The 12,878-nt window shown below is 46.9% G+C and carries 13 protein-coding genes; 9 read left to right on the forward strand and 4 right to left on the reverse strand.

Translation table 11 applies throughout. The features are described from left to right. Positions 1–172 precede the first annotated feature (172 nt). The 5 genes from EHO61_RS15200 to EHO61_RS15220 are packed head-to-tail and all read left to right on the forward strand — an operon-like array spanning position 173 to position 4,422. On the forward strand, positions 173–397 hold the full coding sequence (locus EHO61_RS15200) for an LIC12298 family protein (RefSeq protein ID WP_135814413.1): 225 nt from the start codon (positions 173–175) through the stop codon (positions 395–397). 2 nt (positions 398–399) lie between these two features. Further along, positions 400–1,071 carry a JAB domain-containing protein gene (locus EHO61_RS15205; RefSeq protein ID WP_210415352.1) on the forward strand — a complete coding sequence of 224 codons (672 nt, stop codon included), beginning with the start codon at positions 400–402 and terminating at the stop codon, positions 1,069–1,071. 36 nt (positions 1,072–1,107) lie between these two features. Next, on the forward strand, positions 1,108–1,878 hold the full coding sequence (locus EHO61_RS15210; protein WP_135814414.1) for an ABC transporter permease: 771 nt from the start codon (positions 1,108–1,110) through the stop codon (positions 1,876–1,878). Continuing rightward, positions 1,875–3,074, forward strand: coding sequence for an ABC transporter ATP-binding protein (locus EHO61_RS15215; protein ID WP_135814415.1), 1,200 nt, complete (start codon positions 1,875–1,877; stop codon positions 3,072–3,074). The genes EHO61_RS15210 and EHO61_RS15215 overlap by 4 nt, the downstream gene beginning before the upstream one ends. A gap of 46 nt (positions 3,075–3,120) precedes the next feature. Further along, positions 3,121–4,422 (forward strand): UDP-glucose dehydrogenase family protein, encoded by a 1,302-nt coding sequence (locus EHO61_RS15220; protein ID WP_135814416.1) that lies wholly within the window; start codon positions 3,121–3,123, stop codon positions 4,420–4,422. Between the two features lie 257 nt (positions 4,423–4,679). Here the strand turns inward: EHO61_RS15220 and EHO61_RS15225 are convergent, their stop codons facing one another. Further along, positions 4,680–5,525: a thioredoxin family protein gene (locus EHO61_RS15225; RefSeq protein ID WP_135814417.1), complete on the reverse strand. Its 846-nt coding sequence runs from the start codon at positions 5,523–5,525 to the stop codon at positions 4,680–4,682. Positions 5,526–5,649: 124 nt separating this feature from the next. Here EHO61_RS15225 and hisE point away from each other — a divergent pair, with 124 nt between their 5' ends. Continuing rightward, positions 5,650–5,928 (forward strand): phosphoribosyl-ATP diphosphatase, encoded by a 279-nt coding sequence (hisE, locus tag EHO61_RS15230; protein WP_135814418.1) that lies wholly within the window; start codon positions 5,650–5,652, stop codon positions 5,926–5,928. A gap of 54 nt (positions 5,929–5,982) precedes the next feature. Here hisE and EHO61_RS15235 read toward each other — a convergent pair whose 3' ends face one another. Continuing rightward, complete coding sequence (locus tag EHO61_RS15235) at positions 5,983–6,732, reverse strand: menaquinone biosynthetic enzyme MqnA/MqnD family protein (RefSeq protein WP_135814419.1); 750 nt, start codon at positions 6,730–6,732, stop codon at positions 5,983–5,985. A gap of 152 nt (positions 6,733–6,884) precedes the next feature. Between EHO61_RS15235 and EHO61_RS15240 the strand changes: the two genes are divergently transcribed. Further along, entirely contained in the window at positions 6,885–7,172 is a 288-nt protein-coding gene (locus tag EHO61_RS15240) for an STAS domain-containing protein (RefSeq protein ID WP_135814420.1), read from the forward strand. A 3-nt stretch (positions 7,173–7,175) separates the two neighbouring features. Beyond that, positions 7,176–8,051 (forward strand): CheR family methyltransferase, encoded by an 876-nt coding sequence (locus EHO61_RS15245; protein WP_135814421.1) that lies wholly within the window; start codon positions 7,176–7,178, stop codon positions 8,049–8,051. A 49-nt stretch (positions 8,052–8,100) separates the two neighbouring features. Here EHO61_RS15245 and EHO61_RS15250 read toward each other — a convergent pair whose 3' ends face one another. Further along, entirely contained in the window at positions 8,101–10,095 is a 1,995-nt protein-coding gene (locus EHO61_RS15250; protein WP_135814422.1) for a methyl-accepting chemotaxis protein, read from the reverse strand. 102 nt (positions 10,096–10,197) lie between these two features. Further along, positions 10,198–12,189, reverse strand: coding sequence for a methyl-accepting chemotaxis protein (locus tag EHO61_RS15255; RefSeq protein WP_135814423.1), 1,992 nt, complete (start codon positions 12,187–12,189; stop codon positions 10,198–10,200). A gap of 183 nt (positions 12,190–12,372) precedes the next feature. Between EHO61_RS15255 and mraW the strand changes: the two genes are divergently transcribed. Continuing rightward, a partial coding sequence (gene mraW, locus EHO61_RS15260; RefSeq protein ID WP_135814424.1) for a 16S rRNA (cytosine(1402)-N(4))-methyltransferase occupies positions 12,373–12,878 on the forward strand: 506 nt, incomplete at its 3' end.

Consider the following 12,878-nt stretch of genomic DNA (forward strand, 5'->3'; position numbering starts at 1 on the left):
ATACAATAAAAAAAGCGCAAAAACAAACCGCCGGAAGATTTCACTAAGAAAAAAATAGTAAACGCTTGACGGTTGCTATATTTCGGTATAGTATGTATCTATCCGTTTAGTAGATTATTGGTGAGTTTTTTCCAACTTTATGTCGTCTAAATAGACGAGGGAGAGAAAAAGTATGATGATTCGATCTCTGCAAGATACAGGAACCTATGAGAGAAGTCGGAAAGGCCTGACTGGGGCCGGACTCGATTGGAGAGAAAGGGCGAGATCCCTCGAACCGGACTCTAAAACGTTCGCAGATTATTTAGAAGAATCCTTCCAAGGGGAAGTGGTTCAGGACGGAAGTTGGTTTTCCGAAACCCTGTCCGAACTGAGCAAAAAGAATCTGAGAAAGATCTAACTCTGGGACGGTTTGTCGGTCCCCTTCCGGATCCAAGAACTCGCATCGCCTATGAGGCGGATGCCTTGGATGACTGGGAATTGATTGCGGTCCTTTTGGGGAAAGGAGATCGAAATCGTTCGATCGAGGATCTCAGTCGGGAGATTCTCCGGATTACCAGAGGATTGGGTGGCTTGCTCTCTATCGATATTGCCCGGAACCTGCGTGTCCAAGGACTGGGAAGCGCAAAGGCTTCCGTTTTAATGGCCTCCGTAGAACTTGCGAGGCGTCTGAAATATAAATCTCTCCAAGGCGCCTCTTTCGATGCTAGCGCCTTGGCAAAATACATGCGAACTATCTTTCTACCTATGCGCAGGGAATGTTTCGTTCTTGCGACGGTTTCTCCCGCCGGAAATTTGCTTCGTGTGGAGATCGTTTCCAAAGGAAGTTTGGAGGAAGTCGGAGTTCATCCTAGAGATCTCGTTCGAATGGTATTAAACGACGAGGCTACGGAAGTCATCATTGCCCACAATCATCCTGGAATGACTTCGGAACCGAGCCCGGAAGATTGGGAAGTGTACACTCGATTGGGTTCGATTTTATCCGAATTGGACGTCCGCCTTTTGGATCACTGGATTTTTGGAATTGACGGGATCTTTTCCTGCAAACATTCTACTCGCCTAGACGAGGATTGAGAGTTTTTTTCTTCCTTTTCCGGACTCCAGGTATTCGTGTTTCTTTCCAAATTTCTCCGAAAGCTTAGAATCCTATTCGTTCTAGTCAGGCGGGACTATGCCCTCCAGTATGCAGGATCCGCGTTGGGTTTAACCTGGATGTTCCTGCAGAACATAAGCCTGATCCTGATTTACACCGTCGTTTTTTATTTTCTGGGTGTGCGCTCCGGCGGAGAAGATCCCAAAGAATATTTTTCGTACGTTTTAACCGGTTTGTTGTTCTGGATTCCTCTCCAGGAATATCTCATCCGAGGAACAGGGATATTGACCGATAACCGCCATCTCATCAAACGATCCTCTCTCGGTCCGGAAATTTTTCTTTGGATTCCGTTTTCCCAGTATTTGCTGCATTGGGGAATCACGGCTCTGCCCGTTCTTTTTTGTTTGGTCTGGTTCGGCAGTGCGGATCCGCTAGGACTGATTCCCGGTTTTTTGGTGGCATGCGGGACCGGTTTATTCTTGGCCTGCTTGGTCGGTTATCTGGGAAGGATCAATATCATTCTGCGGGATATTTCTCCTTTGGTCCGACTCGTATCGCAATTTCTTTTTTGGGGGCTTCCCGTTCTCTATCATCCTTCCGGATTTTTGGGAAGGATGAACGTTTGGAATCCCTTCTTTTTTCCCCTTGAACTCTTTCGATCTTTCGTGTTGAACGATTACAAATCGGAGGCGCACGCCGGACAGTTTCTTCCGTTTTTAGTTTTATTCATTATGATTTTATTATTAAGTCGGAAGAAGCTGAACCAGGTAGTGTTGGATCACCTTTGATACGCGTAGAAGGTATTCGTAAAATCTATTCGGGTTATAGTCGACCTTGGAACCGATTATGGAACGCTTTGACGTTCGGATATTTTGGATCCGATATCAAATTTATCGCTTTGGACAATATCGGCTTTTCCGCAGACAAAGGCGAGATCCTGGGAATTATCGGTAGAAACGGTGCCGGAAAATCCACTCTGCTGAAACTACTGACGGGAGTTTCCCGCCCGGACTCCGGAAAAATGGAGAAGAGGGGATCGGTCCGTTCTATCCTGGAACTAGGGGTCGGATTTAATCCTGAATTGTCCGGAGAAGAAAATTTATATTACAACGGCTTGGTATGGGGTTTGGACCCGGAGGAACTTCTCTCTTCTATGGACGAGATATTCCGTTTTGCGGGGCTAAGCGAATTTAAAAAAGTTCCGCTAAAGAATTATTCCTCCGGGATGACGATGCGACTCGGATTCGCTTTGGCCACGGTAAAGCGTCCTGACATTTTGATCGTGGATGAAGCTTTGGCTGTCGGAGACGCGAGTTTCCAACAGAAATGCCTCACTCGATTCCGAAAATTTTCGGAGGAAGGAACTTTGACTCTGATCGTAAGTCATGACCTGGAACTTCTAAAGTCCGTATGTACCCGGATTTTGATTTTGGAAAAGGGAAGGCTAGTTTACGATGGAGAACCCGTGCGCGGATTCCGGGAATATATGCAGATCATCGCCGCTTCTTCCGCAGCGGAAGGAACGGTTTTGGAACCGAGAGAAAGCATTCTGGATTCGGTGACGATTCGGCTTTCCCACGGAAATCGGACCAATCCTTCTCTTTTGCCTGTAGGGGCCGAAGTGGAATTATCGATTACCGCTAAATTCAATCGTGGAGTCGATAGGCTTACTTTCGGGTTTCATATAGATGATCACAGGGGAATCCGATCCTTCGGTACGAATACGTTTCATCTCGGTAAGGAATTGCGAGGGATACGGGAAGGGGAGTGGGTCCATGCCAGCTTCCGGTTTCCTTTGAATTTTTCGTCCGGAAAATATTCTCTAGGAGTGGCCCTCCATTCCGGAGAAAGCCATGTCGAGGGTTCCTATTTGTGGAGGGATGGGGTCTTGGAATTCGAACTGGAGCGCCTCGATCTAAGCAAATTCGAAGGGGTCGCTTGGATTCCGGTCCAATCCGCCACGAAAAAAGGCGACCCTGCCTAGATAAATTCCTTCCCACTTCCTCTTTGCTTCCTAATTTGGTCTTGGTATGAAAGTATGCGTGATCGGTAGCGGGTATGTCGGCTTAGTGGCGGGCGCCTGCTTTGCGGAATACGGAAACAACGTAATCTGCGTGGACAAGGATTCCAAAAAAATCGAAAATCTGAAGAACGGCATCATTCCCATTTACGAGCCAGGGCTTTCCGAATTGGTTTTGAACAATTGTAAGGAGAAGCGTTTGGAATTCACGGTTTCCTTAAAGGAAGGCGTGGAAAAATCGGACCTTATTTTCGTCGCGGTGGGAACGCCTACCTCCGCGGACGGATCGGCGGATTTGTCAGCCGTGTTCGCTGTTGCCGAAGAGATAGGAAAATCGATGAACGGTTATAAGGTGATCGTCGACAAATCGACGGTCCCTGTGGGTACTGCGGCGAAAGTAAAAGAAATCCTAGGTAAGAATACTAAACATGAATTCGACGTGGTTTCCAATCCCGAATTTCTAAAAGAAGGAGCGGCCATCGACGATTTCATGAGACCAGAACGCGTCGTTATCGGAGCGGACAGCGATCGGGCAAGCGATCTAGTCGCAAAGTTGTATGCCCCTTTCGTGCTCAACGGCAATCCTATTCTGCGTATGGGGACCGTATCCGCGGAACTTACGAAGTATGCATGTAACGCCTTCCTTGCCACGAAAATTTCTTTTGCCAACGAGATCGCGAACCTTTGTGAGTCGGTAGGCGCCGATTATGAGGATGTTCGGAAAGGAATGGGAACGGATTCGAGAATCGGCCGACAATTTTTGTACGCCGGGATCGGCTATGGCGGCTCCTGTTTTCCGAAAGACGTTCGCGCTCTCATCCGCACTTCGGAACAGTTCGGCAGATTGCTTCGGATTATCCAAGAGGTGGAAGCCGTCAACGAAGACCAAAAGCTCCGTTTGTTCGAAAAGATAGAATCCTTTTACGGAAAAGGCGGAATCAAGGGAAAAAAATTCGCCGTTTGGGGATTAGCCTTTAAGCCGGGAACGGACGACATGAGGGAAGCTCCCTCGATTCCTCTCCTTTTAAAATTACACGAGGAAGGAGCCGAGATTCGGGCGTTCGATCCGGTCGCAAAGGAAACCTCCGAAATCTACTTTAAGAGCAAGGTCCAATACGGAGAGGACGCGTATTCCGTATTGGAAGGTGCCGATGCTCTATTGCTTTTGACGGAGTGGAGAGAGTTCCGCGAGCCGGATCTGCAAAGAATGAAAAGTCTTTTGAAGAGTCTCGTGATTTTCGACGGTAGGAATCAGTATCGTCCCGATTCGTTGAAGAAAGAGGGATTCGAATATTTCTCTATAGGGCGTTGAGGGTTCCCCACCCTACTCTGGGTGGGGGCCGGTGCGGTGGTACCCCCGAAGCGGCATCGCAACGCGCGTAGCATGGATTCTTTTTTAAGTCAACCGTTTCTGTAAAAAATTGTTTGTATGACCTCCTGCACGAAAATATTGCAAAAAAAAGTTGTCAGTATCACTTTTTTATGATAGAGAGATTGCGGGATTGGCCCACAAGCCCACCACCTCCACCCGAACCAGGGTGGGGGCCGCCGAATCCCTATACCACATTTCTAGTCCAATCCTCTAAGAAGATTTTCAATATCCTTTTTCTCGTCGGGATCGGAAGTGAATTCGAGCGCTTTTTTTAGATCGGATTTGGCTTCGAATTTCTTTCCGATTTCCTTATAAGCCAAGCCTCTGTAATAGAACGCGGATTGGGCGTAACCCGTTCCGGGAGGATACTTGTCCAGATATAAGCTGAACGTCTTTATCGTCTTTTCGTAATTTTCCATTTCCGCATATGCGATCCCAAGATTGAACAAGGCCCGGTGTCTGACTTCAGGTTCGGAATCTTTTCCGAATTCCGAGGCAAAGGATTTATAAAAAAAATCCGCGGCTTTCGGATATTCCCTTCCCTCGAAATAGTATTCGCCGATCTTCAATAGAAGTTTCGGATCTTCGGGACTTTTCTTTAGCGATGCCAACAGATCCGATTCCTGGTCCCGCTTTTCGTAGGCTTTCTTCAGGGTTTTCACTACGGTTTTAGAGTCGGGCATCCCCGTAATCTTTTCGGTGATACTTCCGTTTCGATCCAGAAATAGAAGGGTAGGATATCCGGAAACGGAATACTTTCTTTTTAAATTCGGGAACCGATCGCCATCCAGGGAAAGCAGAACGAATCGGGATAGTTCGGCTTGGACTTCTTTACGAGGATAAATCTCGTTTTTCAAGGTCTTACAATACCCGCACCAATCCGCATAAACGTCGATAAAGATCGGTCTTCCTTCCCGCTTCGCCTTGGCGAAGGCTTTTTCAACGGAAGTTTCCCATACGACGCCCGCGAATAACGGACCGAAAGACGATCCGGATAAACAGAAGAATATGACTAAGTAGAAAAACACTGCTTTTAGTTTCATAGTTACGGAACTCGAACGGTCTTTTTTTCCAATGTAAGGAAAATGGGAATTCGGAAAAAGTCGGTTTTTTGGTTTACCCAAGAAGGCGAAACCGGAAATTCGAAGTAAATCTCCAGGGGGAAAGATGGAATTTCTGCTTCAGCTCGAAGAAATCCTAAAAAGAAGGAAGGCGGACCTCCCGGAGAAATCCTATACGGCGGACCTCTTTCGAGGCGGGGTAGATCGGATCCTGAAGAAGATTGGGGAAGAAGCTGGAGAAGTCATTATCGCCGCCAAAAACGCGGACCAGAAAGAACTCACCCACGAGGCTGCGGACCTTTTATTTCATCTACAGGTGCTATTGGTGGAACGAGGGCTATCTCTTACGGACATCGTTTCGGAACTACACAAGCGCCATTCCTGAATTTTCTACTTCCCGCTTTCGAACTCGTCGATTCTCGGAAGGCGCGTGCCGGACTTAGAGGATTCCAAGATCCGAGCAGTACCGGCTGAAACGTTCCAGACCTTCCCTATCCGAATCGGTGATTTCGTAATGCAGTTCTTGGGTTAGGTAAGTGCGGACCAGGTCGGAAGGAAGGCGACTCTCTTTGTTTATGATTTCCTCAATATGGGTTTGTCCGTAGTTTAAGGAGTCTAAAAAAAAGGAATCGGGAAGTTCCAGAGGTTTCTTAGAGGCCCATAACGCGAAGATAAAGGAAGTCCCCGTGACTTCGTACCACCAACCTGCCAAATCCTTGACCTCGTAAATTTCGGGATCCCATTCCGCAAAGAGTGCGTTATCGCCGAAGAGCATGTGGGATCCTCTTCCTAAAGCGATTTCTTCCCTGATAATCTTAGGATCGGTAGGGGCAACCTCGGGCAAATGACCGGATTCGATATGGACTAAAACACGAACCAAGGCCATACTGGTTCTCGATCCGTTATCGGTGAGTATCCTGAACGGAGGGTAAGGTTCCTTCTTATTTCTAAAGAACTTGATGGACCGGACCTTTTCTTTCGCGCAGACACCGACTTTCATGGAAACGGAAAGAACTTCGGAGTTCCTGAGGCATTCGATGGAGGAGATCAGGCCTACATCCACCAATCCGCGTAATAGGTAGTCTTTCAATAGGGAAGGATTTTCCGGAATCACAGTGTGACCGGGATTATGTTCAAAACCCCAGGTCAAAGGTCTTGCATTCAGGTGTTTAACGATACCGATTTTCACTCTCGATTTTCCGGATTCTACTTTTGACCGTCGTTAATAGCCAAAAAACCTGCCGCAAGAATCCCATCCAGAAAAATTAGCTTTTTCCTTTTCTTTTCAAACTCCATTCCCGACTGTATTCCAGGATGGGAAATGCCCGTCGGATACTAGTGATGAGCGGAAAAGAACGCGTCGTAATCTCCTTGAACTACGAGGTCCTAAACGGAGATCACGAGAATTTACGCGCTTTTCTCAATTCTCATTTGGAAGGAAGTCCTTCTCTAGTCGTCTTGGATCTCCAAGAAGTGCAGGTTCTCACTTCCATCGCCTTAGGAGCATTGGTAGCTTTTGCAAACCGCTTAAGAAGCCAAGGGACGAGATTGGAAACCGTCAACGTTTCTCCCAAACTTTTAGAAATTATAAAAATTGTTTCCTTAGACCAGACCTTAGGAATTCGCTGATTCATGGAAGATACATTTTCTCATTTGACCCAGATTACGGACGATGAATTTCATTTTGTTAAAGAACTAATGCATAAGGAGACCGGGATTTTTCTGGCGGATCACAAAAAAATCATGGTCCAGTCCAGGTTGAACTCCCGAGCTAGATTCCACAAAATGGCGAGCGTTTCGGATTATATCCGTGCTCTTCAGGCGGATCGGAAATTTTTTAATAGTGAATTAACGGAACTCATTAATCGAATCACTACGAACAAGACCGATTTTTTCCGGGAGAATCATCATTTCGAATTTCTTAAAAACGTTTTTTTTCCTTCACTCGAGGAGAAAGCGGACAAAACCGGTAGGAAAACTCTACGCATTTGGTCGAGTGCCTCTTCCACCGGAGAGGAGCCCTATTCGATTGCGATCACCTGTGCAGAATATTTTGCGCTTAAACCGGGATGGGATATAAAAATCTACGCGTCCGACATAGATACGAACGTCGTCAAGACGGCTCAGGAAGGGATTTATAAACCTGATAGATTGGAACCCATCAGTGAAGCTTTGAAAAGGAAGTATTTTCTGCGGGTCAAGGATTTGTCAGGAAAAGACGAGGATTTGTACCACGTAAAGCCGGAATTAAAATCGATGTTAGAATTCCGGAAGATCAATCTGTTGGAAACGCCTTATCCCTTTATCGAAAAGATGGATTGTGTGTTCTGTAGAAACGTAATTATTTATTTCGATAAGCCCACCCAAAAGAAGATTTTCGAAAGCTTCGAGAAAGTGCTTAAGGACAGAGGGCTTCTTATCATCGGGCATTCCGAAACTCTGTTCGGAATTTCGGAAGCCTACAAGTTTTTAGGGCATACGGTCTACCAAAAGAAACCGTCGATTTAACGGGATCCGCATTCCTTTTTGAGCGCGGATCCAACTCGAAAACATCATTCTAATTTAATTTGAATTTTCTCGCGATCCTCTTTAGAGTTTCGGCGTTATCGGATAACCCTTTAGAAGAGGATGACATTTCCTCCGCACCTGTCGCCGTATTGATCGTGTGTTCGTTGATCTGGACGATCACATCGGATATTTCCTGAACCGCTCTCCTCTGCTCGGCAGTGGCGAGCTTCACGGATTCGGATTCGGCTCCGACTCGCTCCGCTTTTTCGTTTACGACCCGGTTCACTTCTTCCTGCTTCGACATGATCTCATTGAGTTTGTCCATCGCCTCAGATACGCGATCCACGTCGCGTATGATCGAATGGATGATTTCCGTGGAGGATTGGATACCTTTTGCTCCTGCATCCAATTCGGAATTATTTTTGACGATCATTGCAGATATGGATTTGATCGAAGACGCGGTCTTTTCCGAAAGTTTCGAGATTTCTTCCGCTACGACCGCGAATCCTTTTCCTGCTTCTCCCGCTCTGGCAGCTTCTATCGCCGCGTTCAATGCGAGCAATTGAGTTTGGTCGGAAATATCGTTGATGATTCCTATGATCGCTTTCATTTCTCCGGAGGATTTTAATATGTTCGAAATCATATTCGTCATCCCTGTTAGGGAATTTTCCCCTTTTTTTGCCTCTAGTGAAATCGCTTTAGTGATTCCTAAAGTGTTCTGGATTTCTTCTCCTATTTTTTTGATGCTAAACGAGAGTTGCTCGATCTTGATCCGGAAATCCGATATGTTTCTATGTTGATTCTCCGTGGTCGTAGAAATAGTCTCCATACCTGCGGACATCTCTTCGACCGTCGCCGACATTTGCTCGGTCGAAGCTGCGGTCGATTGCGCCGAATTGGAAAAATTTTCCGAGCTGGAAAAAAGTTTTTCCGCGGAATTCGCAAGATCGAAGGAGATCCTCTGTATATCGTTGAGAGAAGATTTTAGACCGTTTAGGAAAGCGTTCGTATCTCTGCTCAGGTCTCCGATCTCGTCTTCGTGAACGATCTCCAATTGTTTGCTCAGATCCCCTTCGGACATCGATCTGAACAGTGCTCTCGCGTCTTCGAGAGGTTTTAGGCGGAGCGACAGTAATCTGTACAGGAATATGACCGAAATGACCAAAAACACCGCCGCGAAACCGAGAATCCTAAGGAGCATGGAGTGGGCTACTTGAACGAGCTCGTCTTTGGAGACCACCGCAGCCACCGTGAGTTTGTATTCATCGATGCGGTATACGGCGGCTATTTTTTCTTGCTTAAAGAAATACTCCATGTATTCGCCCGACTTCAGTTGAAGCATGCTTTTGCCCCAATCGGTTTTGGATAAATTTAATTTCATAATCAGGGATTTATCCGGATGTCCTACGACAGTCCCGTCGAAATCCGTGATCGCAATATATCCGTCGGACCCGATCTTGATATCTTTAACGACCGTTTCCGTCACCGCGTTCATGGATAGCGAGAACGCAAGGATCCCGACTACCTGTTTGTTGTCCATGACCGGAACCGTCAAAAGGACGACGGGTTCCTGGGTGATCGGAGAGATCGCGACTTTGCCCAAATGCGGTTTTCCCGCCAGGGCCGCTTCGATGTTCTCGTCGAACCCGATGTTTCCCCAGCGAAAGTTCAACCCTTTCCCGGTGGCGTCCGCAAATACCATCGGATTTTTTTCGGGGGTAGAGAGGAAAACGTTTTCGTATATTCCGAATTTCGAATTTAGTTCGGAAAGCATAGCGATCAACGTCGCTCGATCCCGTGCCGCAACCGCCTTTACGTAGACGGGCTGCGCCGAAATGAACCGCGCCTGTAAAAACTGGGTAGCGAAAAAACCTTTGATGTGCTTGGCGCTTACTCGGCAGATCTTTTTCATTTCGTCGATATAGGTTTCTTCTATATATTTTTTTGCCGTATAATAAGCGAAAGAGGAAAGGGCAGCCGTAAGTAGGATGACGGTTATGGTGCTGGAGGCTAATAAGATGATCTTTAAACTGTTACGTCTCATATCTTTCCGTATAGGATTCCATATTTTCCAACCCGAGGGGTTCGCTCCAATGAATCGAAAGGAGTCGTCGAAATTCCTTCCTAGTATCGGATCGAAGAGGGCTTATATTTTGAATTTCTCGGCGATACTTCTCAAGGTTTCCGCGGTTCCTGCAAGATTTTGAGCCGAAGAGGACATCTGTTCCGAACCCGAAGCGGTGTTTAAAGTGTGTTCGTTGATCTGTACGATCACATGGGAAATTTCACTTACCGCACGTTTTTGTTCTCCCGTCGCTAATTTGACGGATTCCGCTTCGCTGCCGATCTTGTCCGCCTGTTCGTCCACGATTCGGTTGATTCCTTCCTGGGCGGAAGTAATTTCGAAAAGGTGATTCATGGCGTTCGCGACGGAATCAACGTTTTGGATAATGCCGTGAATGATTTCCACCGAGGATCGGATCCCTTTCGCACCTACGTCGAGTTCCGTATTATTCTTATTGATCATTTCTCCTATCGATTTGATGGAAGAGGCGGTCTTTACGGATAATTTGGAGATCTCCTCCGCGACTACTGCAAAGCCTTTGCCTGCTTCGCCGGCTCTGGCGGCTTCGATCGCGGCGTTTAGTGCGAGAAGTTGGGTTTGGTCGGAGATGTCGTTGATGATACCGATAATCGCTCTCATTTCCCCGGAGGAGACAAGAATGTTCTCTATCATCTTGCTCATGCCTTTCAAGGACTCTTCCCCTTTTTGTGCCTGATCGGAAATCGCCTTGGCAGTGCCCAACGTTCCCTGGATTTCCACTCCGATCTTTCTTACACCTGCGGAGAGTTCCTTTATTTTGGAATGGAACGCCAACATGTTTACATATTGAGTTTCCGTAATGGAAGATATGCTTTCCATGCCTGCAGTCATTTCCTCTATGGTCGCGGACATCTGTTCGGAGGATGCTGCGGTGGATTGCGCTCCGCCGGCGAAGGATTGCGAGGAAACGTTCAGCTCTTCCGAGGCGGAAGCGAGTTCGAACGCGATTTTTTGTATGTCCCGGATGGAGTTCCTTAAACTCGCGATGAAGGTATTCATTTCCCGATTCATAACGCCTATTTCGTCTTCATAGGTGGATTTAACGTTCGACGTTAAATCTCCTTTGGCCATGCTTTGAAAGACAAGGCTTGCCTCGGTTAGAGGGCTTAGCCTTCGTTTCAACAATAGATTGAGCGTCCATAGCGCGAGAAATGCCATTGCCGAGGAGGCGGCTATGATCACCCAAAGCAATTCCCGGAAGGAGCTCCAAACTTCGTCTTTGGGCAGAATCACCACCACGATGCTATTCCAATCTTTCAAGTGGTAAACCGTGGAGTATCTGCTCTGGCCTCTGAATTCGAACTCCATCATATTTCCGGAAGGTAGGGCCAACATTGTGCTTCCGTAACTGGTTTCTTTCAGATTGATATTCATGATCATATCTTTTTTGGGATGCGCATATATCGCTCCCGAAGCCGTCATCGCCGATAGATAACCTTGCTTTCCGATTTTGTAATTCTTGATCACTTTTTCCGAAAGTGATTCCAAAGAAAGGGCCAATCCGATGATTCCGATCACTTTCCCTCCGTCCTTTACGGGAACGGTCAATAGGGAAACCGGCAACTGAGTGATCGGGGAGCGGAGAGGTTCCCCGAGAAAATGTTTTCCTTCCAGGGCGACTTTGATGTTCGGAATGTTCTGTTCCTTACCGATTCGTAGTCCGGTCCCTTTGATCATCGCGTCCGTGATTACAACTGGGGTTTCCTCCGCGGTGGTAACGAATACGTTTTCGTATGTTCCGAGCCGTTTTTGAATCTCCTGATATAGCGGTTGCGCGATAGGTTTTCCCGTGCGGATCGTTTCCTTGGTTCTCGGATCCTCGGCGAGAATATGGGCGATCGCAAGATGGGTATCGTAAAAGTTTCCTACTTCCTGGGCCGCCGCCCGGCTCGCTCCTCGCATCTGTTCAAAATAGATTTCTTCGATCCGGTCCTTTCCCGCAAGCAAGGCGATCGCGGATACGCTTCCCACGAGAAGTACGATGATCAAAACACTATAAGAAAGTAGAATAAAAACTAAGCTCTGACGTTTCATTGGTACCTATTTTAAAAGACGACATGATTGTGAAAAATTTTCGAATTAGTCAAGATTTTGCTTTAAAGAATAATTCTGTATCGATAATCCTTACGGTATACCCTATGATCTATGGTTTACGCGAATTCCTTTTCCTGCAATCGATTCGCTTTACGGTTGCGGCTAAAGGGGATCGGACGAATCTTGGAACATAAATTGGAACCCGTCCATTATTCCGTCCTGTATAGGGAAATTCTTTTCTATTTTCAGGAGGCCTTTCCTCCCGAATCGGAGTTTCTCTTTTTGGACGGCACTGCCGGAGAAGGCGGGCACAGCCTTCTCCTTTTACGAAACTTTCCGAACTCTAAAGTCATTCTGCTGGATCGCGACGCCGCGATGTTGAAACGGGCCGAGTCCAGATTGGCCGAATTTTCGGATAGAATCCTGTCCGTTGAGGCCAATTTTTCGGAAGTGGATTCGGATTTTTTAAGTAGGATAGGTGCGGATAGAAATCCGGACGGAATTTTGTTGGACCTGGGCATCTCCACTTTCCACTTACTTCACGCGAGGAGAGGATTCAGTTTTCGTGAAAATGAACCCTTGGACATGCGTCTTTCCTCTAGCGGCGGGATTTCCGCGGAAGACGTGATCAATACCTATCCTGAGAAGATTTTGAGTAAGATCTTTTACGAGTATGGAGAGGAACGATG

Origin of the sequence: Leptospira fluminis, from assembly GCF_004771275.1 — a bacterium.
In the GTDB taxonomy this organism is placed as follows: Bacteria; Spirochaetota; Leptospiria; order Leptospirales; family Leptospiraceae; genus Leptospira_B; species Leptospira_B fluminis.

Bases quoted from the DNA above. Each gene is read 5' to 3' on its own strand.
- EHO61_RS15245 (WP_135814421.1), top strand. From the start codon at position 7,176: ATGGAAGATACATTTTCTCATTTGACCCAGATTACGGACGATGAATTT.
- EHO61_RS15220 (WP_135814416.1), top strand. From the start codon at position 3,121: ATGAAAGTATGCGTGATCGGTAGCGGGTATGTCGGCTTAGTGGCGGGC.
- EHO61_RS15200 (WP_135814413.1), top strand. From the start codon at position 173: ATGATGATTCGATCTCTGCAAGATACAGGAACCTATGAGAGAAGTCGG.
- EHO61_RS15250 (WP_135814422.1), bottom strand. From the start codon at position 10,095: ATGAGACGTAACAGTTTAAAGATCATCTTATTAGCCTCCAGCACCATA.
- EHO61_RS15240 (WP_135814420.1), top strand. From the start codon at position 6,885: ATGAGCGGAAAAGAACGCGTCGTAATCTCCTTGAACTACGAGGTCCTA.
- EHO61_RS15255 (WP_135814423.1), bottom strand. From the start codon at position 12,189: ATGAAACGTCAGAGCTTAGTTTTTATTCTACTTTCTTATAGTGTTTTG.
- EHO61_RS15225 (WP_135814417.1), bottom strand. From the start codon at position 5,525: ATGAAACTAAAAGCAGTGTTTTTCTACTTAGTCATATTCTTCTGTTTA.
- hisE (WP_135814418.1), top strand. From the start codon at position 5,650: ATGGAATTTCTGCTTCAGCTCGAAGAAATCCTAAAAAGAAGGAAGGCG.